The sequence below is a fragment of the Lysinibacillus macroides genome (genome assembly GCF_001281525.1).
Lineage (GTDB): Bacteria > Bacillota > Bacilli > Bacillales_A > Planococcaceae > Lysinibacillus > Lysinibacillus macroides.
Window position 1 is genome coordinate 699,853 of sequence record NZ_LGCI01000005.1, and the last position, 25,423, is coordinate 725,275.

Here is a 25,423-nt window from a genome sequence, read left to right on the forward strand (position 1 = left end):
TTTTAGATGAAATTAAGAAAGGAGATCGATTATGTATAAACTACTGGCAATTGATATGGATGGCACATTATTAAACGAGCACCATGAAGTGACCATAGAAGTTCGTGAGGCACTGGATCAAGTACGTGCAAAGGGTGTAAAGGTGGTGCTATGCACAGGCAGACCACTAGCAGGTGTTCAATCGTACATAAAGAAGCTTCAACTGGATGGTGAAGAGGATTTTATCATTATTAATAATGGAGCCATTGTACAAAATACTTCTACGAATGAGGTTATATCGAAGCAATTCTTGAATTATCAGGACCTAACGTTGATTCACCAAATTAGTTATGAGTTGCAGACACCCATGCATTTCTTTGATGAAAATTGTCTATATACAACGAATAAATTAATTAGCCCTTACACGGTATATGAAGCATATGTGACCAAAATACCTTTTCGCTATACGGCATTTGATGATGTACCACGAGATATTGAGATACCAAAGGCTATGTTTATTGATGAACCTGCCTTATTGAATCAAACAATTGAGCGTATCCCAGCAATCATGAAGGAAAGGTATATGCTTGTGAAAAGTATGCCGTTTTATTTGGAGATTCTTCATAAAGAAGTGAATAAAGGGGCTGCTATCAAACAGTTGGCTGAAAAGTTAGGCATTCGACGTGAAGAAGTACTAGCAATAGGAGACAATGCAAACGACTTACCTATGATTCAATTTGCAGGATGTGGAGTTGCAATGGGAAATGCTATTCCCGCTATAAAGGCTATTGCAGATTATGAAACGACATCTAATAATGAGAACGGTGTTGCACGTGCAATTTATGACTTGCTCTTAACATAATTAATGACAACTCGCTGTTACACCTAACTTACCTATCTGTAACAGGTAAAAGGCTGAGAAGGGGTGGAGCTACGATAGTGCTCTCTTCAAGTTAAAGTTTTTACGCTAGCTTTTGGAGAGCATTATCTAAGTAGCAGACTTTTCTGTAAGAAACGCCTTACCATTCACGTTCCCTTAATGCTTCTTCCACATCAATAGCAATATTGTATACTTGTAATATATCTATCACAGTTTCTGCAATACTATCTCTCGCAACGGTTTCAATTTCACTATTATGCTTATAAAACTCATCTTCTAAATCATTAATGGCTAATGTCATCTCATCAAACTTCTCTTGAATAGCCACTAAGGAATGAGAATTCTGCGCTAAATATTGAACAACATCCTCTAATAATTCTTTAATTTTATCAACTAAGAACGTTGGATAATAATCATCCTTATACATAATTTCTAAATATTTTATTTCCTTCATCACATTCCGCTCCTTTATATTAATTTGGCATTTGCCAGCCATTTTCTTTAGCCCAAATAGCCTCTACATCATCTAAATGCACATGCCAATCGCCATCGACAATGACTTGGCGAATTTCTGTTAAACATTGGAGCCAATAAAATAGTGTTTGTACCGTTGCTTCATAGTCGTCTACTAGAGGCAGTTTCGTTGCCCCTTGAAAAATGGTAGTAGTTGTATCAGCATCATACACATAAAAAGTTTCCCCAATATCTGACCATTGAAAATTGTTATTGTATGTAGTGATAATGGCAGTTATCTTTTTATTTTCTTCGTTCGTTAATGGTTTATTCCGCACACATGTATAATAAAGAGACACACTCATAATATCTAATCTCCTATCCTTTATGCTACTTTTACGTATTCAAAAATGTGTGTTCTATTGCTGAATTGCCAAAGTACGGGGTAAATTTTCTATAAAAGCACCCATTTTTATCCCTTCTCTCTTTATTCCATTATTCTATAATGTCTTTATTCATACATGATGCAGAAAGCCCTAAAAATTCTAATCTAATAGATTTATTATTTTTACAAAATATACAAATTCACTGAACATAAAAATAAGGAGTTTTATATCGAGCTAAAAATATACCTGTCAATTCGCTTTGTCTAAAAAGGATAGAAATTCTGAAGGAAGAAGACTATTCAATCTTGCTCAACATCGAAGTAAGGGAAAATTAACCGTGATTGCGCTAGCATTGTTAAAATCAAGTATATTAAAAGCTATCTGTGTTAGTAAAGTTTCGCTAATAGAGCAGTAGAAACCTTCCAAAAGCATTATTTTAGAAACCAACTAAAGCCTTGCTAGAATAAGGATATTTCGAATATGGTATCGATCTCTCTATGCACAAAGCTTATCTTTTGCTATTTATACAAAAAAGTAGCCCACGTTGCTTTTAAGAACATCGTGAGCTTGGTTGTTAAAAGAAGCGATTGCGTAATTCAAAAACCCGATAAAATAATCGAGCATCTTTAGCGGTTTGATGAGAGATATTCATATGAGGGAGAAGACATTGCTGAAATAATTTATCACAATGGCTCGAACGGCCATAGCGTGCATAACATTCATCATGCTGTTGGCAGCAAGCATCTACAGCATTTGTAGGCTTACCTGGTCCTGAGCAGCCTGGTCCACAATAGCGATAGCCAGGGTAGCAAAAGCCGAACTTGCGCCTGTTGTTCATCTATTTACCCCCTTTTCTAAAAAACTTTTACTATAAAATATGTAAAATTTCATACCTAAAAAGGATGAAAAACTAGAAAATAAACTAATTTGTAAGGTTGCTGTAAGCTTAAAAGAAAATAATTGTAAGGGTGGCGAGCTATACTGGCTATAGTTTAATAAAAGGAGCATCCTCAACATGAAACCATCCATTACACAAAAAGAACGAATTGCTTCCTTAGATATTATTCGAGGATTGGCGCTACTGGGAATTTTATTTATTAATGTCGGAGCCTATCAGGTTTTAATAGAGGGTGGACCAAGACCTGATTACAGTGGTATCAATGGTGTGATCAATTCACTTATTACTATTTTTATTGAAAAAAAGTTTTTTTCCATTTTTTCTTTTTTATTTGGGATTGGTTTTTATATTTTTGCATCCCGTGCAGAGGCTCGGGGAGATCAACCGAAACGACGCTTTGCTAGACGTTTAATGGCATTATGGATAATAGGTATTGTGCATATTGTTATATTTTGGGGTTCAATTCTAGCGATGTATGCAGTCGTTGGTTTTTTATTGTTGCCATTTTATCGTGCGCAAATGGCAACGATTCGTCAATGGCTGTTTACTATTATTACACTCCATCTCCTTGCTACTGTAGGACAATTGTTGATGTCTACTAACACAGCATTGTCCATTGCTTTAAATGTTTTAGGCAATGATACAATAACTATTTTTATTATGTTTTTAAGCGGCTTTTATGTAGCGAAAGCACGCTGGATTAATCATATTCAACAATATATGCACAATATTAAACGGATACTTTATATAACATGTCCATTCTTTATTGGTTTTTCTCTGTGGATTTGGTTTGCCTCACAGGCGGACAATTCTCATCTCCAAGCCATTATTAGCTTAGGGGCCATTCCAACCACTTATTTTTATTTAGCTTGTTTATTTATACTGATGGACAATAAACAGCTAGCCAAGCTTCTTCAGCCAATTGGACGAGTAGGGCAAATGGCCTTGACGAACTATTTACTACAAAGCCTAATTGGTATGATGATCATTTCATTAATGGGGCTAGAAGTTGTTTCACCGTCAGATACTGTTGTAATCGCACTGATTATTTTTATGATTCAAATATTCTTTAGTGTGATTTGGCTTAAATTCTTTACTATAGGTCCATTTGAAAAACTATGGCGTTATATGACCTATGGTAAAAAAACAGTGGCAAAATAGTGATAAGGATCAATAGTTGAATGCTACAATCAGTGATACTTTTTAACCGTATTAGCAAGAGCAGCGTAGACTATCTTTGTATTCGTATAAAAAATGATTTATATTCAATATAGATAATGAAGTGGTTGATTAAACGCTGAGGAGGGAATGAGGATGTTTAAAAAATATTTTGAGAATCGTAGAAAGCGTAAAGGGCTACATCGTTTAACACAGGAATCAACGAATGATTATACATTTAACACAATGGATATTACTTCTGGTACTTCCAGTGAGCGTTGTGATTCTTATAGTTCCAGCTATGATAGTTATTCAACCTCAGATGATTCCAGTAGTTCATCTGACTCTGGGGGCTCTTGTGATTAAGCTTGGGATCACTTGAAAATGAAAAGCAAACTAATTAGATAGAAAGACACTAAAAATCGGCAACACTAATTAAAAATGTTGCCGATCATAGTTGAGTGTTTTATGGCTGCCAGCCCTTACAGACATCCACCCATTCTTTATAAGGTGTGTATGTTTCTAGCTCTGAAACAGTGACCTCGATAGCAGAATTGCTACTTCCACAGGCTGGAAATACGGTTGTAAAACGTTTTAGTGATTCGTCCAAATAGATGCTTACATCTTCATTGACCCCAAAAGGACAAACGCCTCCAACCTCATGGCCAATTTTCTCTTCCACATCCTCTTTTGCCAACATTTTCGCCTTTGTACCAAACAATGCTTTATATTTGGTATTGTCAATTTTTGCATCGCCTGCCGCAACGATTAGGATGGCTTTGCCGTCCACAAGAAATGATAAGGTTTTTGCGATGCGTTCAGGCTCACAGCCCAGTGCCTGTGCAGCTAATTCAACAGTGGCAGAGCTCTCCTCCAATTCTTGTATTTTATGCTCAACATGCCATTGCGCTAAATGCTGACGTACTTTTTCTATAGCCATATGTACATTCCTCCTTGCTGTATAAAATCATCTTATCATAATCTTCAGAATATATGGTTGCAAGTGGCTTATTTTTCAAGTATCATTAGTGTAAAATTACACTAAAAGGGAGGAGTGGGTAATGGTTAAATTACTCCAAATAGTAAGCGTATTAATTGCTCTATCATTTGTAACATTTATAGTATCGTTTATTCTCATACTAAGCGGATATTTACATCTTATGGGGTTAGTTTGGACAATTTCTGCTTGTTTATTTGTACTAATTGTTTGTTACCTATTCAATTGGCTTAATACAAAAAAGAAAAAGGGATGGTTAATGGGTATAATGAGTGTGGCATTACTGCTTGTGGCCATCAAACCTCTTCACCATTATTATAAAATGAGTATTCCTACTGTAGATGCAGAAATTGATGTCTTTGCCTATGAGCCATTTTCGAGCAATAACAAGGTAATAACGCCTGATACCAAAGCATCCTTACAGTTAACACAGCCATTGCCACGCTTAGATGGTGCAACAGCTATGTATCCTTTATATGCAGCATTTGTAGAGGCGACCTATCCTAAAAATAGTTATTCACCGTATGAAAGTATTGTAAAGGTTAGCCGCACACCAGAAGCCTATCAAAATTTAATAGCAGGCGATACAGATATTATTTTTGTAGCGGCTCCATCTACATCACAGGAATGGCTGGCTGAAAACAAGGGACTAACCTTTAAAATGACACCAATTGGGCGAGAGGCATTTGTCTTTTTTGTTCATGCTAAAAATAGTATTGATCATTTAACACTTGAGCAGGTAAAGCAAATATATGCGGGTGACATAACAAATTGGCGTGAGGTAGGTGGTGAGGATGCTGCCGTCCGTGCTTTTCAGCGTCCAGCAGATAGCGGCAGTCAAACAGCACTTGAAAAGATGATGGGCAATCAGCCTATTATGGAAGCGCCAACCGAAGATATTGCCTCAGGAATGGGTGGCATTATTCGAGAGGTGTCAAAGTATCGAAATTATAAAAATGCTCTTGGCTATACATTTCGTTATTATTCAACGGAGATGGTCAATAATAAAGAAATTAAATTATTATCCATTGACGGTGTAGCGCCGACAAAAGAGAATATTCAAAATGGTACATATCCTTTAATAGCTGAATTTTATGCAGTGACAGCAGGAACAGAAAATCCAAATGCACAGAAGCTAATTGATTGGATATGTTCAGATGAGGGGCAGGCGATGATCGAAAAGGTTGGCTATGTACCAGTGGAAAAGAATTAAAAAATTTGCTATACTAAAAGGAACATTATAGAGCTAAAGTTTTCTAGGGTTCCGTAGCTTATGCTAGTCTGGACCGAGAGAAAACCACAAATTTATTTTGTGACACGGAAGGATAAAAGCCTGGGAGATACTGTTGTTAGACAGTTTCTTCGGGCTTTTTTATTTGGTTAAAAATATGGGAGGGATTTAGGGTGAATAAACAATGGTTAAGTGTTATTATTGCGGCTTGCTTTGAGGTTGGCTGGGTCATTGGCTTAAAGCATGCCACTAGTGTATGGGAGTGGATAGGTACAGCTATTGCTATCTTTATTAGTTTTTATCTGCTCATTAAAGCAGGGGAGCATTTACCTGTTGGTACGGTATATGCCGTTTTTGTCGGCTTAGGAACAACCGGTACTGTCTGTGCAGATAGCTTGTTGTTTGGAGAGCCGTGGAAATTGGCGAAGATCGTATGCATTGTTGTGTTGCTTGCAGGGGTTGTTGGCTTAAAGCTTGTAACAGGAGAGCCACAGGAAAAAGAGGTGAGTAGATAATGGCATGGATAGCATTAGTGATTGCTGGGCTATGTGAAATGATGGGTGTTTATATGATTAGTAAATATAATAAGGTTAAGAATATAAAAAATCTAGGGCTGTTAATTTTCGCATTTGTCTTAAGCTTTGTAGGGCTTGCTTACGCTATGGAGACATTGCCAATGGGAACAGCCTATGCAATTTGGACAGGTATTGGTGCAGCAGGAGGGGCCTTGCTAGGGATGCTATTTTTTAATGAATCCAAGGACTGGCGACGAGTTGCTTGTATTGTGCTTGTTTTAGGAGCAGCTATTATGCTGAAATTACTATCGTGAATATAAAAAATGCACTCCCGCTTACAATTACGGAAGTGCATTTTTTTCGCTTATTTTGCTACATCTTTTGTCCATTCTTCAACTTTATCTGGATTTGCTGCAATCCAGTCTTTAGCAGCATCTTTTGGATCTTTACCATCTGTAATTTCAGACATCACGCTTTCCATGTCTTCTGGTGTCCAGTGGAAGTTATCTAATACTGTATGCACATCTGGTAAATCTTCCTTTAAACCTTTACGTGCAAATGTGTTAATTGTTTCTTCACCACCATATGAACCCTTTGGATCCTCTAAATATTTAAGCTCATATTTTGCAAATTTCCAGTGTGGCGACCAGCCTGTCACAATGATTTCTTCATTATTTTTAAGTGCTTTGTCTAATGAAGTTGTCATCGCACCAGAAGAAGAAGTTACGAGACTCCAATCTGCTAAATTCTCATAGTCCTCTAATGCTTTTTCTGTAGCAGCTGTAATACCAGCACCAGGTTCAATACCTGTAATTGTTTGGTCCGCTTCATTTGTTAAATCTTCAATAGAATTAACATCCATATATTGCGGTACAACTAAACCAATTTTTGCACCAGCAAGGTTTTCACCAAGCTCATCTAAGTCAGCACTGTATTTATCGTATTGATCAGCATGTGTATGAGGTAGCCATGCAGCCACCATACCGTCTGCTTCACCTTTAGAAACAGCCTCCCACATAATCGCATTATCTAATGGTGTTAATGTTACCTCATAGCCTAAATCTTCAAGTACCTGCCCAACCACATTTGTAGAGGCAATTTCTGTGTCCCATTCCACATAGGCTAGGTTTACCTCCTTAGAATTACTGTCTTTTCCAGAACCTGAGCCTGTATCGCCGCCATTACATGCAGCGAGCATCAAGCCTAGACCTAGAGCCATTCCTAATTTTGATAATGTTTTCAATTTCATCGAATCTCCCTCTCTTTTGCTAATTTTGTATTAAACTGACCAACGCCCATTATTATTTTTTTATAAAAATGTTATAAGCTTCAACTAAATGGGTATTGGTAAGAAATTAACTATTTTTCTACAATGTTTTCTTTTTATTAAAGCTTTGGGTTAAGCGATCAATAATAATCGCGAAGATAACTAAGCCCAAGCCAGCAACGAAGCCATTACCAACTTGTGTACGTTGTAGTGCTGTTAATACTTCACGTCCTAGACCAGGTGCACCGATCATAGAGGCGATAACAACCATTGAAAGTGATAGCATAACGGTTTGGTTAATCCCTGCCATAATTGTTGATTTAGCAAGAGGGATCTCTACTTTAAATAGTTTTTGCCTAGCTGTACTACCATAAGAATCTGCTGCCTCCACTAACTCTTTAGGCACTTGACGAATACCTAAGTTCGTCATACGTACAGTTGGTGGCAAGGCAAAAATAACAGATGCGAAAACACCAGGAACAATCCCAATACCAAAGAAGGCAACAGCTGGGATTAAGTAAACGAAGCCGGGCATTGTTTGCATAAAGTCAAGTATTGGTTTAATAATGCTTTCAGCAATTGTTGATTTCGACATTAGAATACCGAGTGGAATACCAATAATGATGGATATAATACTTGAAAAGATAACAAGCGTGGTTGTTTCCATAAGATTTGTCCATAAACCTTGATTGTAGATAAATAACAAACCGATTAAGGAAAATGCAGCAAGCCCGAATTTTTTGCCTGTGATGAAAAAGGCAAGTATCACTACAAGTACTATTAAAAGAATGGCTGGGATGCTAATTAATAAATCAGTGACCTGATTCATGAGTAGCTTTCCAAATTGTTGAATAGAGTTAAAGAACGCTGAAAAGTTACTCGTCAACCAGTCCATAGCTGATTCTACCCATGGAGCTAATGGTATTTTTGGTATATTATCTAAAAAATTATTCATGTACTTCAGCCTCCTCATCGCTCGTTGAAAGTGCTTGGATGACAACGCCGCGAATCAGCACACCTAGTAAGCGTTCATCTTTGACAACAGCAATTGGAGTAGGGGAATTATAAATCATTCCTAAAATATCCTGTATGAGCATATCTGGTGGAACTGTTAATACTTCTGATTGCACAATAGAATGAACCGTTTGCTCCTGTTGCTTCGCTGCGGCTAATGCATCATCGGCTGTAATATAGCCTTTTAAATGACGGTTTTTATCAACAGCCATCAACAAGCTCACTGCTTCCTGGCGCATACGCTTTAGTGCTACTTTAGGACCATCAAGGTCTACATTGACAGAAACAGGACGCACCATAACATTTTCTGCTGTTAATACTTTCGAACGATCTACATCTTCAACGAATGTTTTAACATAATCATTTGCTGGATTTGTGAGTATTTCTTCACCTGTACCAATTTGAATGATAGAACCATCCTTCATAATGGCAATGCGGTCTCCTATGCGTAAGGCTTCATTCAAATCATGGGTTATAAATAAAATCGTTTTTTTCAATGTTTGTTGCAGATCCAGTAGCTCATCCTGCATTTCTTTACGAATTAAAGGGTCTAGTGCAGAGAAAGCTTCATCCATTAATAATATTTCAGGGTCATTTGCTAGCGCTCGTGCCAAACCAACACGCTGTTGCATACCACCTGATAATTGATTCGGATATTGATCTTTGTAAGCGAGTAGTCCAGCATTTTCGAGGGCCTGTTCAGCTTTTGCTTGTCGTTCTTCCTTTGGGACGCCTCGGACTTCAAGGCCGTATTCGGTGTTTTGAAGTAATGTACGATGAGGGAATAAACCGAAGTTTTGGAAAACCATACTCATTTTGTTTCTTCTCACAGTCCGTAAACTTTCTTTTCCCATAGTAGAAATATTTTCACCATCGATATATATATTTCCGCTCGTTGGTTCGATAAGGCGGTTTAAGAGTCGGATAAGTGTTGATTTACCACTTCCTGATAATCCCATAATAACGAAGATTTCACCTTCATTTACTGTAAAGCTTGCATCGTATACACCAACAGTTGCACCTGTTTCTTTTAAGATATCAGTTTTACTTTTCTGCTGTTTAACGAGTTCGAGTGCTTGGGGGATATGTTTACCAAACACTTTGGATACGTGTTCTATTTTTATTTTCTCCATAGAAACACTCCTTTCATAGATTATTACTATTTGACAATAATGATACCCAAAAATAAACAAGTAACAACTTTACTTTAACAAAGGGTTGTCACTTTTGTCAAATCGACAAACAAGAGAAAATCCGTCTAAACGCTGTTATATCAGGGCTTAGACGGATTTAAATTAGTGTAGTAAATAGGCGAAATTGATGACTGTTATCTTCTTATACGATCTGCAAAAGTGTAAGCTACAGCGAAATTAGGCGTTCGGATATAAAAAGCTTTGTACGCGGGCAAAGCTTTCGTCATTACCGATAAAATAAATAACGTCCCCTTCTTCAAAAGATACATAGGGGCCTGGAGATATTAATAATTCATTGCCACGTCGAATACCAACGATGGTGCTAGCTGTATTTTGCCAAAAGTTTAAGGCTTGCACAGTTTGATGAATGCATGGACTATCAGCAGTTAGCTCTAATTGATAAGGAATAAACGGATTAACTGAACGGAAATGCTCCGTACGACTGATAAGCTGCTTTGCCTTTTCCTGTAGAGTGATTAATTCTTGTTGTTGTTTGTGAATGCTTGTCAAAAGTTCATTTTGTATTTCATGGATGGATTGCACATCATGGAACTGTCGAACAAAATGAGCTGCCTTTTCATAGGATTTGATGATCACGCCACTACCTTTTGAGGCCTCTACAATTTCTAAGTCTTGTAAAACCGCTATCGCTCTTCTAGCAGTTTCGGCAGACACCTTATACTGACTTGCAAGAGAGGAGCGGGCGTAAATTTTATCGCCAATACGATATTTTCTTTCTACAATTTTAGAGGCAAGGTCAATGGCTATTTGCTGATATTTTGGTTGTTTTAGTTGAACATTTTTTTCTAAGTTCATGATTAAACTTCCTTTCGTTGTTACAGGTAATTATAGACTAGCCCACACAGAATCTCCATAAACTATTACATAGAAGACTAGAGATTTATACGACAATGACTACGAAAGTGATCGATATAGTATAAGGTAAATAAAGTATACTACCATAGAAAATATTTGCCTAGTTGGACTAGCTATTATACAGATATCTTTGCTATCAGTGTAGCAGTTTACTAATAATTTTACCCATATAGCGGATGGCTTAATCTGTATATAAATAAAGGATTGATGCAATCTATCTGCATCAATCCTTTCATAATTTAACGAAATCGACTCAGTTTAAATGGTGTTAAGTCCTGCTTGCTTGTGCCATCTAGTAATAACTCGGAAAGTACTTCTCCCACGGCACTACTAAATTTAAAGCCATGCCCAGAAAAGCCTGCTGCAATAACAATATTGCAATGGTTAGGTAAAAAATCAATAATAAAATCTTCATCCGGTGTCATGGAATATTTGCACGTTTTGCCGTATTTGAGTGCACCATGCTGTGGCATAAATTGCTGAATAAATTGCTGTAAATCTTCACGATCCTCATCGTCAAAGGGACGTAGCGGTTCATTTGGATCAACCGCTTCTCCACCATCATGTCGACCTAATTTTAAGCCTACACCATCAATGCTTGGAAACCCGTAATAGAAAGAATCTGCTAACTCAATCCCGTAAGCTGGGAAGACAGCGTCACGATAAAGCTGTTCATCCGCTTCAAACCAAGCAAAGGTTTTTCGCGTTGGTGTAACAGGAATGGTTATATTCATTGTTGCTAGTAACTCGGTTGCCCATGCACCAGCTGTGACAATTAATTGCTTTGCTTGATAGGCAGTATTTGCTGTTTGGATATGTACAATGTCACCTGCTTGAATAGCAAGCACCTTATCATTTGTTTGTAAGGTTGCACCTGCCGCTAATGCTAATTTTTTATATGCTTGTATACATGCCTCAACACGAAGAACACCTGCTGTTGGCTCAAAGCAAGCCACAAGATTTGCGGGGAGGGCTAATCCCGGCCATTTGTTCATTGCTTCCTCTGCTGAATAACAGTCAAGTGCTAAATCATAGAGCTGTGCACTTGCCTTCACATTTTGAATAGAGGAGCTTGTTGGCTCGCCAATATTAACAACGCCTGTTTGTAAAAATAAGCGTTCATCTACTAACCTTTCTAGCGCCTGCCATAGCTCGCCAGCTCTTTTAACAAAAGGTACATAGCTTGTTCCCTCACCATAGGCAAAACGAATAATACGTGTATCCCCGTGATGACTACCTTCCTCATGTGGAGGATTAAAGGCATCTAACAGAAGCACCTTTTTTCCTGCCTTGGATAAATAATAACCTGCAGCCATACCCATGGAGCCTGCACCTACAATGACAACATCATATAGCATTCTAAATCCCTACTTTTTTGCTCTAGTATAACAGAAGATAGCAAAATAAAGTAGCTAAAAAATGCACAGTACCTGCTAAATAGGGGGCTGTGCATTTTGTTTACTTAGTATTTGGTAAGATCTTATTCAGTACAATGGCTACGAATGCTGCTGTTGCAATTGAAGCAAGAGCGCTCAATAGAAGGATGGGTCCGCTCAATACTAGTGTAGAAGCGCTCAATACAGGAGTACCTCCGCTCAATCCATAGGTCGACCCGCTCAATCAGAAGGTTCATTGGCGTTCCACTTTCAAACAGAACGCCAATGGGTATTAAATAGACTCATTAATAATATGAAGAAAGCTATGGAAGGAAGGGGAGTGGTGCTGTTCGTTTTTTCGTGTACATAGATAAATAGGACGCTGAATATCCATATCCTTAATAAAAACACGTGCAACTTGCCGCTGTTGGAGAAAGCTAGAGGCGGCTATAGAGGGGGCAAGCATTGTACCATAGCCCGCTGCGATGGCATGAATAGACTCATTAATGCCATCTAGTTGTAGTCCTACTTTAGGTGGTGGTATTTTATGGACTTTACATAAAGCATTTAAAAATTCCTTAGTGGAGCTACCATCCTCTCTCGAAACAAAGGGCTGCTGCATGAGCTCTGCCAGTGCAACTGTTTGACCTGCGAGAGGATGCTGATCAGGCACGATAAACCAATAGTCTAAATTCATGAGAAATTGATAGGTAATATCAGGATGATGCCCATCTTCTTTTACGATAAAGGCTAAGTCAGCTTGGTAGTGGAGCAATTCCTCTATGACTTGCTGTGAATTAGCCGTTTTTAAATGAATATGTGTGGTTGGCTGGACTTGTTTAAAATGAGCTAGCCATTTCGGTAATAAAAAATGAGAGGGCACATGTGTAGAAGCAATTTGCAATTCCTCATTGCCCGTACTTTTTAATTGAGCTACTTTATTTTCAATATCCAATTCTAAATCAAATAAGCGCTGGGCCTGTTTAAATAAAAAAGCACCATTTTGTGTTAATGCAATGCCTCTACCTTTAGATTCTAGTAAAATTAAGCCTAGCTCCCTTTCTAAATTTCGGATTTGAATAGTGACAGCAGGCTGACTAATTCTAAGCGTTTGAGCGGCTTTAGAAACACTGTTTTGCTCCGCAACCTTCGTAAATAAACGTAGTGCATGTAAGTTCATAAATAATCGACACACCTTTAATAAATTTTTTTTATGGTTTTATATATATTATATATTAGATTTATTAATTTTTACTCTGTATCCTATAAATTACAGTATAGAACATGGGGGAGTGGATAAAAATGAATCGACAACATATGGGAATTGTCTTTGGTGGCATTTTATTACTAGTAATTGCAATGGGGATTAGTCGATTTGCTTTTACACCAATTCTGCCATTTATGCGTCATGATGTAGGGTTTTCATTAGAAGTAGCGGGCTATTTAGCATCAAGCAATTATATTGGTTATTTCATAGGGGCATTATGGGCAGGATTTATTTATCGTCAGCGCAAAACGATTCTATTAGTCAGTGTTGTGATAAATGTATTATCAGTTGGTTTAATGGGCTTGCTAGAATTATATAGTGTATGGCTTGTGTTGCGCTTAATCGCTGGTATTACGGGCGGACTTATTTTTGTTTTAACGTCTAGCATTATTATGGATTATTTAGCGAAGCAGTCACTATCTCGATGGTCAGGCTATGTATTTAGTGGGATCGGCTTAGGCATTGCTATTTCTGGTCTATGTGTGCCGATGATTGAAAAACAGTTTGCTTGGCAGGGGACATGGATTGGTTTAGGTATATTATCTGCCATTTTTGTAGGGATTACGCATCATTTATGGAAAAGCTTAAGTGTGCAGGATAGTGTCAAAACAACAGCCTCCTTTGACACAAAAATGATCAAGGGCTTTATGCTATGGCTGATTTTATCATACGGGTTGGAGGGCTTAGGCTATATTATTACAGGTACTTTTTTAGTGGATATCATTCATAATATCCCATCTCTACAAGCTTATTCTTCCTATAGTTGGGTAGTTGTTGGAGTAGCAGCGATTCCATCAGCACCGGTTTGGACATTGTTATTAGAAAAATTTTCAGCTATAAAAATTTTGATTGTGGCCTATATCCTTCAAGTGATAGGCATCCTGCTCCCTGTATTTTCACAAACTGTTTGGAGCGTGTTACTAGCATCATTTTTATTTGGCTTAACCTTTGTTGGAATCGTTACATTGACAACATCCTATGCGCGCCAGTTGTTCCCAACACAAAGCGGTTTAGTTGTATCCGTATTAACTACGGTGTATGCTTTTGGACAAATTATCGGACCAATTATCGCAGGGCAGCTTGTAGAAGTTTATCATAGCTATAAAGCAGCACTTGTTTTTGCAGGAACGATTGTTTTTCTAGCATTACTTGTCATGCTAGTGGGCAGATGGCTCGATATGAAAAAGCAAGCTGTCGCTGACAATACAATCTCGATTTCCCAGTCACGTTCATAAAATGTAAAAGGAGGAGGGCGAGCGACCATCTCAGAAGCAATCGTTATTTTTGGGGAATATTTACTATAAAAATTAGGACTGTCGGCAAAGATTTTTCTTTTGCGACAGTCCCTCTCTTTTTATTAGACAGCATGATAGCGACCCACAGGAACAATTAAAGGCGTCTGGGAAACAGGGTCTTCAATAACTACACTATCTAGGTCAAACGTTTCTTTAATTAACGCGCTTGTCACAATACTTTTTGGTGAACCCTCTGCAAGTAATCGACCATTCTTTAATGCAAATAAGTAGTCGGCATAGCGAGCAGAAAGATTAATATCGTGTAATACCATGACAATGGTTGTACCATATTTTTTATTTAAATCCGTTAGTAAATCTAAAATTTCAACTTGATATGTAATATCTAAAAAAGTTGTTGGTTCATCTAAAAATAAAATATCTGTTTGTTGCGCTAATGCCATCGCGATCCACACACGTTGACGCTGCCCACCTGATAATTCATCAATATTGCGATCAGCAAATTCTGTAATGTTCATCATTTCAAGTGCCTCTGCAACCGCCTCATAATCTTGCTTGGACCATCCTTTAAACAATGTTTGATGAGGAAATCGACCACGCCCAACCAAATCAGCCACTGTAATGCCCTCTGGAACGATAGGGGATTGAGGTAATAGCCCTAACACACGCGCTAAGTGCTTTGGAGACATTTGATGAATGGATTTGCCATCTAGTATGGCTTGACCACCAGTCGGTTTAATTAAGCGTGCCATTGTTTTGAGTAGCGTAGATTTGCCACAACCATTCGCACCAATAATAATGCTAATTTTATTACTTGGAATAGCAATGCTGACATCCTCTAAAATTGTTTTTTGCTCATATCCAGATGTGAGATGCTCAGCTTGAAGCGTATGTGTTGGTTTCATTATATATCTCCCTTTCGATTGATTCGAATTAACAAGTAAATTAAGTAAGGTGCACCAATGATTCCTGTAATAACACCTACTGGATATCTAGCTGTAAATGCGAATTGACCAATTAAATCTGCCGCCAATACTAAAATAATACCAATTAGACCAGCTGGAAGTATATTTGAAAACCCGACACCCACTAACTTTTTAGCAATGGGTCCAGCAAGGAACGCAACAAAGGCAATTGGCCCTGTAGTCGCGGTGGCAAGGGCAATAATTAGTACAGAACAAATAATTAAGATGATTCGCGTTTTATTTGTATCTATACCTAGAGAGGTAGCCGCTTGTTCACCAAGCTCAAGCATTTCTAAATATTTCCCGAAAAATAATAGGATTGGTGTAAAGATAATCACCACAATTAGCAAGGGATAGAGTGTTTCCATTTTTGCGCCATTTAAGCTTCCACTTAACCACCTCATTGCAGAGGGAATATCATGTGTATTGCCAATCAGCATTAAATAAGAGATAAACGCATTGAGCATTGCTTGAATCCCAATCCCGATTAAAATTAATCGGCCAATTGAAAAAGAAGAGCCTTTTGATAAAGCATAAATAATGAGCACAGTTGCTAAACCACCAATAATTGAAGCAATGGATATAACTGTATTGCTTGCTTGTAGAACAATAATACAAAAGACAGCAGCCGCACTTGAACCAGCTGTAATTCCAATAACATTTGGATTTGCTAGAGGATTACGCAGCATCGTTTGGAAAATATAACCGCCAACACCAAATGCAAAGCCAGCAAATGCACCCGCTAGCATCCGTGGTAAGCGAATGGTCCCTACAGCAAAGGAAGCACCTTGTACTTGTTGTCCTAGAAGTACATGGATCACGTCTTTAACAGGATAAATGGTGTTCCCGAGCATCAGCATTGTGCCACAAAGTATGAGGGCAATACAAGTAAGTACAGAAGTTGTGATCACAAAGCGTCTTTTTCTTCGTTGTCTACCTTCCATTATGGATTTCAATGTTTCATTCATCATAACGCACGCATTTTCGCTTTCATCGTAATTAAAATTAAGATAGGGGCACCAATAAAGGCTGTTAAAATACCCACTTCTAATTCTCCAGGGCTACCAAGAAGTCGACCACAAACATCTGACACGGTTAAAATAATCGCTCCTGCTAAGGCAGACATAGGAAGGATAAAACGTATATCAGGTCCAATAATAAGGCGAACAACATGGGTGGCTAATAAACCAATAAAGCCAATTGGTCCCGCTAGCGCTGTGGCAGCTCCACATAAAAGCACACCGCCTAGTGCTGCAAATAGACGTAATGTCCCTGTACGAACCCCTAAACCCGTTGCCACTTCATCACCAAGCGCTAAAGCATTGAGTGCTGGCGCCGTAAAGAGGGCAATCACCATACCGATAACTAAAAAAGGAATAAATAACTGAATAGCATCCCAACTACCAGTGCCTACACTTCCAACTTGCCAAAATCGAAATTGATCCATCACATTCGTACGCGGAATCATCACCGCAACAACTAATGATGATAAAATGGCACTTGTCGCAGCCCCCGCAAGGACAAGCTTTAATGGAGTAGCCCCACTTGCCCCCATAGAGCCTATACCAAATACAAAAATAGCTGTGATAATAGCACCAGCAATTGCTAACCATATATACTGATTTGCTGAACTAATATTTAAAAATGCAATTCCACAAACGACAAAAAGGGATGCACCCGTGTTTACCCCATCCCCATCAATCTAACAACGTAACTAGCTAGATTCGAATCGTTTCTTTCTGATAACTAACCAGTGCACGAAAAACAAGCATGCCAAATAAGCCTCGAAAAAAGCGTTTTTTTTCGCTAGGCAGCTTGTCTAGGCTTCACCGTCGTTTCATACACAACACCTAAAATATCAAAGACCGTCATCTTTTTAGCTCGATGACACTTCCGACCGTTCTTTGAGAGTAGCTGATACAAGCGATGCAAAATTTTTACCAGTTCTTCTGCACCGGCTGCCATCGCTCGGAAGAATAACGGAAAGTAATCTTTAATCATATAAATCGCCTTGTATTCACTCAGCTCCTGCTTTTTCTTTTCGAGCAGGAGCTGTCGCATTTGAAACATCGTCGAAGAACACAGGAGAATGGCAATGAGCTGTCCGTATAAATGGCATTCTAAGCGTTCTCTTTTCATCGTTTTACAGGCATGAATTTCAAAAAAAGACTTCCACGTTTTAAATAAAATTTCAATCTGCCAGCGAAGCGAATACAGGGCATGCACGTCCTTCGTTGGGACTTCTTTAGGTGATGTGTTCGTGATGTAGACGTTCATGCCCATTAAGCGTTTACTTTTCTCCTTCATGACAATGCCCTTCTTCTTTTCACGAATGGCTTGGTTTTTCAAGCGTGTTTGCGTTTGGTCGTCGGTTAAACGATGCATAATGACACGTGCTGGTAGCTTTTGATTTTGCCCAATGTAAGCCTCCTGAATTTCAATTGTTTCACCAGGCGTAAGTTCAGCCATCATTTGTGCCATATCGAGTTGAATATATTCGGTATGCTTTTTCAACGTCCCATTTTTGAACGTTTCTGGCGCAGGGTTCTTGATATAAATCCGTGTATTGAGCTTCAGCCGTGAGATATAGTACGCCTTTTTCTCATGAATGACCTGTAAGTCGCCTAAATCGAAGTAGCCAAGATCGCGCAGGCATACATCGCCGGCCTCGACCGTTTGAAGACAGATGGTTCCGTACGTTTTATCATTGTTTTTTCCTGGTCCAACATGTACGTTCAGAAATTGACCACTGAGTAAGTCGTATTCCAATTGGATTTTTACACCCGCCGTGTTACTACTGCCACCCGATCCTTGATACTCACGAGCGAACGCATCTGGCAGTTGAAACACGGTCGCATCTAAAATACGGATTCGCTTAAACCGAGACATCAAGGTGTCGGGGAGTGATTGGTTGGCACAGAGCTTTTGTGCAAGCAGCGTGCGAAAGACCTCTCTAAGATAAGCGACAGCTGCCTGGTTAAAGCGTTGATTCAAACCTTCTGCACTCATCAATACGCCAGTTGAAGCTTCTAGCCGACTACACAATTGTGTAAGGGATGTACTGCCAATTTCCTGACTCAACCAGACACAAAGGGCAATGAGTTCACTCGCTTGATACTTACTCGCGCGCTTTACAAAGCCAACGCGTTTCGCAATGTCTTTTAGCACGGTTGGAGATAAACACGCACGTAACTCTTGTGCAAAAAGATTCAGTTCATTGGATAGGATTCGATTCATCAAAAACGCCATCCTTTCTTGTAAACTACTGCTGTTAAAGAAAGAATAACGTTTTTTTCATTTTTGGGGTATTGATGTGCTTAGCTTGATGGATATGCGTGTTTACCCCCAAAATACTTGGATCTGCGATTGGATTGCGTGTAACAGCTTGCATCAGTGCCCCAGAAACACCTAATGCTGCACCACACAGTAAACTAAAAATTGTTCGAACGATTCTTTGACGTATAACGCTGGCTTCATGAGACTGGACATCAGGATGGAATAAACCATCTATTAGTCCAGTCCAGCCAATTGTACGAGAGCCGAATAGAAGAGAAGCAAACACGCATATCGCCAGTACAATGATAAGAAATAGCAAAACCTTACCAAAATGTTTGGGAATAAAGTATTGCTTTTGTTCGGTAGCATGTAACTTATTCATATTACTTCACATTTTTTGCTACGTCTGAGATTAATGATAAGTATTCATCAATTGTATAAGCAATTGATAGAGAGCTAGGCGTACCAGCAGCTGCAAGTGGTGTATTATCCCCAATCACAACAACATTACCGTTTTGAATAGCAGGCACTTTCCCTAAAATTGGATCCGCTTGTAATGCAGGTAAAGTTGTATCATCCCCATAAGCAATGAAAATTTCTACATCCGCTAAAGCATCTGCATTTTCAGCGCTTAATTCAAGATAGAAGCTACTATTATCTGTAATTTGTTGTTTAACGCTTTCAGGATATTCCATCCCTAATTCCACTAAAAATTCACCTCGTGGGTCAGCAGGTGTATAAATATAAAATTTTGACAAATCTGTTGCACTAAACATAGCAAATGCTGCCTTTTTACCTTTAATTTCAGGATGTTCATTTACTTTATCTTGAATTAATTTTTCTGTCTCTGCGATTAATTGTTGACCTTCTGCTGCCATACCCATACCTTGGGCATTTAATGAAATTTGATCACGCCAAGAAGTTACCCAAGGAATTTCTTTATAGGCAACAACAGGTGCGATTTGGCTTAATGTATCGTACTCCTCTTGCGTAATACCAGAGTATGCAGCAAGAATCACATCTGGATTAGAATCAGCAATCGCTTCAAAGTCTAAACCGTCCGTATCTTGATAAATATTTGGATTTTCTTCACCAAGCTCTTTTAATTTTTCCGCAGTCCAAGGAAGCATACCACTACCATCTTGTACACCATAGTTTGCTGCTGAGAAACCTACAGGAACGATTCCAAGTGCTAGTGCAACATCATGATTAGACCATGCAATTGTTGCAATACGCTCCGGTTTTTTTTCAATAACTGTTTCACCAAAAGCATGTTGAATGGTAATTGGATATTGCTGTTCATCCGTAGTTTCGGATGTATTATCTTTTGTTTGCTCTTCTTCTTTTTTAGCAGTGTCTTTATTAGATGACTCAGAACATGCTGCTAAAGCGAAAACCATTAATGATAGAAGCATTAATAGCAACATAGAATTTTTCATTTTTGGCATTTTAGTAACCTCACTTTATTTTTAAAATGATAATGATAATCCTTATCACTAAGAAAAAATATTACGCTAATTTCAATAAAAGTCAACAAAATTTTTTACTTTTTGACGTTTGTTTGTCTTAGTGGGGAAGGTAGAAAGCTTAACAATTTTAAAATAGTAGCAGGGGTAGAGCTTGATTCATCTACAGAAAAAAGTATTATAACAGGAGAGGAACTATGTCAAAAAGAGTATGGCTTTACCTAACAAGTAGGAGTGGTTAAGCCTTATTCAACGAAAAAGGAGGAATAATCTTGCGCTTATTTCATGTAAGTGAGGATCCTACTATACAAATTTTTTATCCCCGTCTACCAGCGCGGCAAGATTTGGATATAACAAAGGGACTTGTATGGGGAATCAATGAAAGGTGCTTACCAAATTACTTAACACCGAGAAATTGTCCACGTGTATGTTTTCATGCAGGGGCACAAACAACAGAGCAAGATAAACGAAACTATCTCTCAACTGCTTCACATGTAGTCGTTATTGAAAGGAAATGGTTTGAAGTATTAAAGAATACGAAATTGTACTTATATGAGTTTGATAGTAGGGAATTTATATTACAGGATGACAATGCAGGCTATTATACTAGTGAAAGAATGCAAATACCCATCGCTACCTTTGAGGTTGATGATCTACATAAAGCATTATTGGCATGGAATGTTGAACTGCAAATCGTAGAGAGCTTATGGGAAATTCATGATGAAATCCAGCATACAACCTTGAATTGGTCTATGTGCAGAATGCGTTTTGCACAGCCACGATCGTAAGAATTTATTCCTTACGCCTTAGGAAGCCTCCTGCTAGCAGTAACTTTTCTAGTGGAATAACGTCTGAACAAAGGGAGGTGAGGGCATGCCATTAACATTTGCACACCCCGCTGCAGTGTTGCCTTTTTCGAGAAAAAGCAAATATCTTCATTTTTCAGCGCTTGTACTAGGAAGCATGGCTCCTGATTTTGAGTATTTTGTGAGAGGTAGACCAATCGCAGAAATTGGTCATAACTTAACAGGCTTTTTTATGTTTAATTTACCTCTTACCATTCTTTTCTATATGATTTATCGCATATGTATTTCGCAAGGTCTTATGCAGCATTTACCAAAATGCCTGCAAGATACAACCTATCAGCCAGTAACCAAAAGCAAGCTGGTTAATATAATTGTTTTTAGTTATTCTGCATTATTGGGAATGCTAACACATGTTTTTTGGGATGCCTTTACACATCAGCATGGTTTTATGGTGACAACATTCCCCATACTATCACAGACCTTTCAGATAGGCATTTTTCAAATACCTGTTTATAAATTATTACAGCACGGCAGTACATTACTTGGAATTGCGTTGATTATAGGCTATGTATATAATAGAGCAGCCCATTCTCCAAAGGGCTCCTTACCAACTATTTATCCAAAACAGAAGTTCCTTTTTTGGTTAGCCGTCTTTGGCTTAACATTTAGTTCTATATATTTTTGGTACGCTATTGATCAGCAGCCCTTATATAGCTATGGCGTTTTAGTAGTCCGTATAGTTGACGCATTTTTCTGTAGCCTATTAACAGTTTCCTTGTTAACTACATATAAAAGGAGATGTTTCGAGTGACCCTAGAAACATCTCCTTTTATTAAATTATTTCCTTTTTAGCCTGGATAAGAGGAAGAATAAATAGATAATAAAGCTTGCATAAACTACTATCCAGAGAAATCGCCCATAAAAATGACTGGGTATAGTCTTTAGTTGGTCGCCGCTATTCATGATTTCAAGAGAAAGATGTAGCGGTGGTAGCAGCCAAATAAGCCCTTTTATTTGCAAAATGGAATTCTTTAGCGTTGCTAAGACTAATGTGAGCAATAAAATACTTAAAACACCCCACCAGGTATTTTGCTTGCTGTTGACAAGCTCTCTTGTAAACAAAGCCGAAAGAGCCATACCTAAGATTGCTAAACAAAAATGGGCGAGGAAACCGAGTAGTAGCTGTGCAAAGCTTGGCGTTTTTGCAAAAGCTTGAATAATTGTAGGGTAGATGATAGATACAAGGCTTAAGCTTAAAGCAATCAGTATGCCAATCGTAAATAAACTAATATGATATCGACCTGAGCCATTTGTATGAAAGCATGTAATTGTTTTTTGTCCCTCATCCTCTGTATGGAATAGGGTGATGGTAAACCAGCCCATAAGGAAAAAGAGCATAATCGAGGTCAACGAAAAGCTATCTAATATGGGATTAGGAGTAAAGGTATAATTGACAATCAGACATAACACGAAAATTGAAAAAGGTGGAACATATTGATAGCTTCTAGCATAGTTGAGCAATTGATAACGCATTAAACTAATCATTGTGTATAAACTTCTCCTTGTTATGAATAGGCATTAATTGCTTAATAGAAGCCTCTTTATGAAGTAGCTGCTGTAAAAGAACATCAGTATGCTGTGCTTGACAACGGATAGTAACTTCATAGGAGCCAGTAGCAAATGATGATTGCTGCTGAATTTTCATTAAGTGTAGAATATCATCTAAATATGTAGGATCAGCGATTTCAAAAATTAATTTATTATAAAGTGCTGTAGAATGAATGAATAAATCTGCATGTATAACATTTTTATCACGAATCATTAAAATAGTATCAACGAGATGATCCAGCAACTTTGTTTCATGACAGGTTAAAACAATTGTTAGTCCTTGCTGTTTGAGGCTCCTAAGGGTTTCTTCTAAATCATTTTGTGTTTGAAGGTCAAGCCCTGATAATGGTTCATCTAAGATCAATAAATCCGTTTCCTCAAGCATAGCCTGCATAATCATGATTTTTTGCTTCATGCCCTTGGAAAAATAAGTAATTCTTGTATCTTGTGCATCTTCTAAATAAAAGAGTTTTAGCAACTCATTTATTCTTGCTATTAGCTCCTGTTTAGCCATTCCGCGAATACGTCCCATATGATAAAGATATTCTGTTGGTGTAAATAAAATATGAGCTGGGGTTATCTCTGGCACATAGCCAATTTTTAAGGATTGTGTGGATGGAATAATCATGCCATCATCAGGATCGCTTAAGCCTGCAAGCATTTTTAACGGCTTTCCGAAAGAAGTCTCCCATCCTCAAGGAATGTGAAGGTGCTGAGTAGGTGGGAGATGAATTTCGGTTGGCTTTAGCCAAAGGTTTTGGTATATTTGGTCAAGAAGCTTCTGCCTACTTCCAACAGGCGGTGTCCCAATAGATACCATCAAAAAATATATTGAAAATCAAGGTCAAAAGTGAGGTGAATTGATATGACCAAACAAAACAAAGCTTTCAAATTTCGTTTGTTGCCAAACAAAGAACAATCCGTCTTATTAGCTAAGACATTTGGTTGTGTTCGCTTTGTCTACAATAAGATGTTAGCTGAACGCAAAGAAACGTATGAAAAGTTTAAGAATGATAAAGAAGCACTTAAAAAGCAAAAGTTTCCGACTCCTGCAAAGTATAAAGGTGAATTTCCATTCCTAAAAGAAGTGGATTCACTTGCTTTAGCGAATGCACAAATGAACTTACAGACGGCTTATAAGAACTTTTTTGAAGGACATGCTGAATTTCCAAAGTTCAAAAACCGTAAAACAAAACAATCCTATACAACTAACTTTGTCAATGGAAACATCGAATGGAAAGATGGTCATATCAAGTTACCAAAACTGAAACTTGTGAAAATCAAACAGCATAGAGAAATTCCTAAGAATTACAAACTAAAATCATGTACAATCTCAAGAACAAACTCAGGAAAATATTATGTTTCTGTCCTAACAGAATACAAAAAAGACATACAGCCTAAAAAAATAGAAAATGTCGTTGGGCTGGATTTTGCTATGGCTGAATTTTACGTGAGTAGTGAGAATGAGAAAGCCAATTATCCTCGGTACTATCGTGTCATGTCAAAAAAATTAGCCAACGCACAACGTATTCTATCGAAACGCAAGAAAGGTTCTGCACGTTGGAATGAGCAACGACGAGTAGTGGCTAAGTTACATGAGAAAGTGGCGAACCAACGCATGAATTACCTTCACCATAAGTCAAAAGAGTTAGCTTCTAATTTTGATGCTGTTGTGATGGAGGACTTGAACATGAAAGGAATGTCTCAAGCCCTTCGCTTTGGAAAAAGCGTTCACGACAACGGTTGGGGGATGTTCACTACTTTCCTCGCGTATAAGCTAAAGGAACAAGGGAAACAACTTGTGAAAATTGATAAGTGGTTCCCTTCCACTAAAAAGTGTTCTTGTTGTGGTGCAGAAAAACCAATGAAACTATCTGAACGCACCTACCGCTGTTCCTGCGGCTATGTGGCAGATCGTGACGATAATGCAGCAATCAATATCAAAAACGAAGGTATACGCCTATTAGCGTGATCATAAGCACCAAAACTCTTGGAACAAGAGGGGTAGCTCGGTCAGTTTTCGTTGGCTAGTAAAAGCAACGATAAGTCGAGAAGCCCCCACTTCAAGCGACTCGCAAGGGTAGTAAGTGGTGGGAGTAGTTCACAAGTGTACTTTTTCCAGAACCATTCTTTCCTACAAGAGCGACAATTTGATTAGTATAGATGGAAAATGAAACATTCTCTAAAATTTTCTTGCCTCTATACTGTTTTGTAATATTTTGTACATCAAGCAATGTTTTCATCAATACTCAGCGAGAGCTAATCGCCTTCTCTCCTTTCAAAGGTAGTATATTTATTATTTTTAATCTTTTCTTCATGAAATCAAGGTATGCCAATTGACATTATAAAATAAATCTAATCTCAGACATCTACTGCTCTCAAATGAATAAATAACACAGCAATACCCGATGCCATTCATCAAAAGACCTCTCAAATATATTTACGAATAAATATAGGAATAGTTTCAAAGTATTGGCTACTAAATTTAGAAGAAATAGTTTATTACACTATCTTTTTAGCAATATGGCTATTTTCAAGTATAATGGTGACAGCAAAGGC

At 38.1% G+C, this 25,423-nt stretch carries 27 protein-coding genes, 3 pseudogenes and 1 riboswitch; of the genes and pseudogenes, 11 read left to right on the plus strand and 19 right to left on the minus strand.

The features are described from left to right. The first annotated feature begins 31 nt into the window (after positions 1-31). Positions 32-841: a sugar-phosphatase gene (gene yidA, locus ADM90_RS06260; protein WP_053994165.1), complete on the plus strand. Its 810-nt coding sequence runs from the start codon at positions 32-34 to the stop codon at positions 839-841. A gap of 157 nt (positions 842-998) precedes the next feature. Here yidA and ADM90_RS06265 read toward each other — a convergent pair whose 3' ends face one another. The 3 genes from ADM90_RS06265 to ADM90_RS06275 form a co-directional block, all read right to left on the minus strand. Beyond that, on the minus strand, positions 999-1,313 hold the full coding sequence (locus tag ADM90_RS06265; protein ID WP_053994166.1) for a DUF5713 family protein: 315 nt from the start codon (positions 1,311-1,313) through the stop codon (positions 999-1,001). A gap of 19 nt (positions 1,314-1,332) precedes the next feature. Beyond that, entirely contained in the window at positions 1,333-1,677 is a 345-nt protein-coding gene (locus ADM90_RS06270; protein WP_053994167.1) for a hypothetical protein, read from the minus strand. 595 nt (positions 1,678-2,272) lie between these two features. Further along, on the minus strand, positions 2,273-2,536 hold the full coding sequence (locus tag ADM90_RS06275) for a phospholipase A2 family protein (RefSeq protein WP_053994168.1): 264 nt from the start codon (positions 2,534-2,536) through the stop codon (positions 2,273-2,275). Positions 2,537-2,713: 177 nt separating this feature from the next. Here ADM90_RS06275 and ADM90_RS06285 point away from each other — a divergent pair, with 177 nt between their 5' ends. Then, entirely contained in the window at positions 2,714-3,757 is a 1,044-nt protein-coding gene (locus ADM90_RS06285) for a DUF418 domain-containing protein (RefSeq protein WP_053994170.1), read from the plus strand. 153 nt (positions 3,758-3,910) lie between these two features. Beyond that, positions 3,911-4,120 (plus strand): hypothetical protein, encoded by a 210-nt coding sequence (locus tag ADM90_RS06290; RefSeq protein WP_053994171.1) that lies wholly within the window; start codon positions 3,911-3,913, stop codon positions 4,118-4,120. A 100-nt stretch (positions 4,121-4,220) separates the two neighbouring features. On the opposite strand, the gene ADM90_RS06295 is transcribed toward ADM90_RS06290, so the two are convergent. Further along, the gene (locus ADM90_RS06295) at positions 4,221-4,694 is read right to left on the minus strand and encodes a YbaK/EbsC family protein (protein WP_053994172.1); all 474 of its coding nucleotides are present in this window, start codon (positions 4,692-4,694) and stop codon (positions 4,221-4,223) included. Between the two features lie 121 nt (positions 4,695-4,815). Between ADM90_RS06295 and ADM90_RS06300 the strand changes: the two genes are divergently transcribed. The 3 genes from ADM90_RS06300 to ADM90_RS06310 all read left to right on the plus strand — a co-directional run bounded on the left by ADM90_RS06300 (position 4,816) and on the right by ADM90_RS06310 (position 6,811). Then, the gene (locus ADM90_RS06300) at positions 4,816-5,964 is read left to right on the plus strand and encodes a PstS family phosphate ABC transporter substrate-binding protein (RefSeq protein WP_053994173.1); all 1,149 of its coding nucleotides are present in this window, start codon (positions 4,816-4,818) and stop codon (positions 5,962-5,964) included. Positions 5,965-5,996: 32 nt separating this feature from the next. After that, a riboswitch (guanidine-I (ykkC/yxkD leader) is annotated at positions 5,997-6,093 on the plus strand. A 62-nt stretch (positions 6,094-6,155) separates the two neighbouring features. After that, positions 6,156-6,497 (plus strand): DMT family transporter, encoded by a 342-nt coding sequence (locus ADM90_RS06305; RefSeq protein ID WP_053994174.1) that lies wholly within the window; start codon positions 6,156-6,158, stop codon positions 6,495-6,497. Continuing rightward, positions 6,497-6,811, plus strand: coding sequence for a DMT family transporter (locus ADM90_RS06310; protein WP_053994175.1), 315 nt, complete (start codon positions 6,497-6,499; stop codon positions 6,809-6,811). The genes ADM90_RS06305 and ADM90_RS06310 overlap by 1 nt, the downstream gene beginning before the upstream one ends. A gap of 50 nt (positions 6,812-6,861) precedes the next feature. Here ADM90_RS06310 and ADM90_RS06315 read toward each other — a convergent pair whose 3' ends face one another. The 6 genes from ADM90_RS06315 to ADM90_RS06340 all read right to left on the minus strand — a co-directional run bounded on the left by ADM90_RS06315 (position 6,862) and on the right by ADM90_RS06340 (position 13,403). Next, positions 6,862-7,746, minus strand: coding sequence for a glycine betaine ABC transporter substrate-binding protein (locus tag ADM90_RS06315; protein WP_053994176.1), 885 nt, complete (start codon positions 7,744-7,746; stop codon positions 6,862-6,864). Between the two features lie 118 nt (positions 7,747-7,864). Then, positions 7,865-8,719 (minus strand): ABC transporter permease, encoded by an 855-nt coding sequence (locus ADM90_RS06320; protein ID WP_053994177.1) that lies wholly within the window; start codon positions 8,717-8,719, stop codon positions 7,865-7,867. Beyond that, complete coding sequence (locus ADM90_RS06325) at positions 8,712-9,911, minus strand: quaternary amine ABC transporter ATP-binding protein (protein ID WP_053994178.1); 1,200 nt, start codon at positions 9,909-9,911, stop codon at positions 8,712-8,714. The genes ADM90_RS06320 and ADM90_RS06325 overlap by 8 nt, the downstream gene beginning before the upstream one ends. 237 nt (positions 9,912-10,148) lie before the next feature. Beyond that, positions 10,149-10,787, minus strand: a complete 639-nt coding sequence (locus tag ADM90_RS06330; protein ID WP_053994179.1) for a TrkA C-terminal domain-containing protein — start codon at positions 10,785-10,787, stop codon at positions 10,149-10,151. A gap of 299 nt (positions 10,788-11,086) precedes the next feature. Next, complete coding sequence (gene solA, locus ADM90_RS06335) at positions 11,087-12,205, minus strand: N-methyl-L-tryptophan oxidase (protein ID WP_053994180.1); 1,119 nt, start codon at positions 12,203-12,205, stop codon at positions 11,087-11,089. Between the two features lie 310 nt (positions 12,206-12,515). Further along, a complete protein-coding gene (locus ADM90_RS06340) occupies positions 12,516-13,403 on the minus strand; it encodes a LysR family transcriptional regulator (protein ID WP_053994181.1) in 888 nt (295 codons plus the stop codon). Between the two features lie 122 nt (positions 13,404-13,525). On the opposite strand from ADM90_RS06340, the gene ADM90_RS06345 reads away from it, so the two are divergent. Further along, complete coding sequence (locus ADM90_RS06345) at positions 13,526-14,725, plus strand: YbfB/YjiJ family MFS transporter (RefSeq protein ID WP_053994182.1); 1,200 nt, start codon at positions 13,526-13,528, stop codon at positions 14,723-14,725. Between the two features lie 122 nt (positions 14,726-14,847). On the opposite strand, the gene ADM90_RS06350 is transcribed toward ADM90_RS06345, so the two are convergent. The 6 genes and pseudogenes from ADM90_RS06350 to ADM90_RS06375 form a co-directional block, all read right to left on the minus strand. Continuing rightward, complete coding sequence (locus ADM90_RS06350) at positions 14,848-15,648, minus strand: ABC transporter ATP-binding protein (RefSeq protein WP_053994183.1); 801 nt, start codon at positions 15,646-15,648, stop codon at positions 14,848-14,850. Continuing rightward, positions 15,648-16,679, minus strand: a complete 1,032-nt coding sequence (locus ADM90_RS06355) for a FecCD family ABC transporter permease (RefSeq protein ID WP_053994184.1) — start codon at positions 16,677-16,679, stop codon at positions 15,648-15,650. The genes ADM90_RS06350 and ADM90_RS06355 overlap by 1 nt, the downstream gene beginning before the upstream one ends. Continuing rightward, positions 16,676-17,398, minus strand: a pseudogene (locus tag ADM90_RS06360) (FecCD family ABC transporter permease); the annotation flags it as partial. The gene ADM90_RS06355 and the pseudogene ADM90_RS06360, both read right to left, overlap by 4 nt. A gap of 116 nt (positions 17,399-17,514) precedes the next feature. Beyond that, a complete protein-coding gene (locus tag ADM90_RS06365) occupies positions 17,515-18,945 on the minus strand; it encodes an IS4 family transposase (protein ID WP_053993818.1) in 1,431 nt (476 codons plus the stop codon). Positions 18,946-19,042: 97 nt separating this feature from the next. After that, positions 19,043-19,366 (minus strand): annotated as a pseudogene (locus ADM90_RS06370) (iron chelate uptake ABC transporter family permease subunit); the annotation flags it as partial. A 1-nt stretch (position 19,367) separates the two neighbouring features. Continuing rightward, positions 19,368-20,432 carry an iron-siderophore ABC transporter substrate-binding protein gene (locus ADM90_RS06375; protein ID WP_053994187.1) on the minus strand — a complete coding sequence of 355 codons (1,065 nt, stop codon included), beginning with the start codon at positions 20,430-20,432 and terminating at the stop codon, positions 19,368-19,370. A 290-nt stretch (positions 20,433-20,722) separates the two neighbouring features. Here ADM90_RS06375 and ADM90_RS06380 point away from each other — a divergent pair, with 290 nt between their 5' ends. Beyond that, positions 20,723-21,238: a DUF6886 family protein gene (locus tag ADM90_RS06380; RefSeq protein WP_053994188.1), complete on the plus strand. Its 516-nt coding sequence runs from the start codon at positions 20,723-20,725 to the stop codon at positions 21,236-21,238. 85 nt (positions 21,239-21,323) lie between these two features. Beyond that, complete coding sequence (locus ADM90_RS06385) at positions 21,324-22,067, plus strand: DUF4184 family protein (RefSeq protein ID WP_053994189.1); 744 nt, start codon at positions 21,324-21,326, stop codon at positions 22,065-22,067. A 26-nt stretch (positions 22,068-22,093) separates the two neighbouring features. Here ADM90_RS06385 and ADM90_RS06390 read toward each other — a convergent pair whose 3' ends face one another. Next, on the minus strand, positions 22,094-22,801 hold the full coding sequence (locus tag ADM90_RS06390; protein ID WP_053994190.1) for a hypothetical protein: 708 nt from the start codon (positions 22,799-22,801) through the stop codon (positions 22,094-22,096). Continuing rightward, positions 22,794-23,525: an ATP-binding cassette domain-containing protein gene (locus ADM90_RS06395; protein WP_053994191.1), complete on the minus strand. Its 732-nt coding sequence runs from the start codon at positions 23,523-23,525 to the stop codon at positions 22,794-22,796. The genes ADM90_RS06390 and ADM90_RS06395 overlap by 8 nt, the downstream gene beginning before the upstream one ends. 106 nt (positions 23,526-23,631) lie before the next feature. On the opposite strand from ADM90_RS06395, the pseudogene ADM90_RS23710 reads away from it, so the two are divergent. Beyond that, positions 23,632-23,718: pseudogene (locus ADM90_RS23710) on the plus strand (transposase); the annotation flags it as partial. A gap of 11 nt (positions 23,719-23,729) precedes the next feature. Beyond that, positions 23,730-24,836, plus strand: a complete 1,107-nt coding sequence (locus ADM90_RS06400; RefSeq protein ID WP_053994192.1) for an RNA-guided endonuclease TnpB family protein — start codon at positions 23,730-23,732, stop codon at positions 24,834-24,836. A gap of 91 nt (positions 24,837-24,927) precedes the next feature. On the opposite strand, the gene ADM90_RS25305 is transcribed toward ADM90_RS06400, so the two are convergent. Next, on the minus strand, positions 24,928-25,107 hold the full coding sequence (locus tag ADM90_RS25305) for an ATP-binding cassette domain-containing protein (RefSeq protein WP_053994193.1): 180 nt from the start codon (positions 25,105-25,107) through the stop codon (positions 24,928-24,930). Positions 25,108-25,423 lie beyond the last annotated feature (316 nt).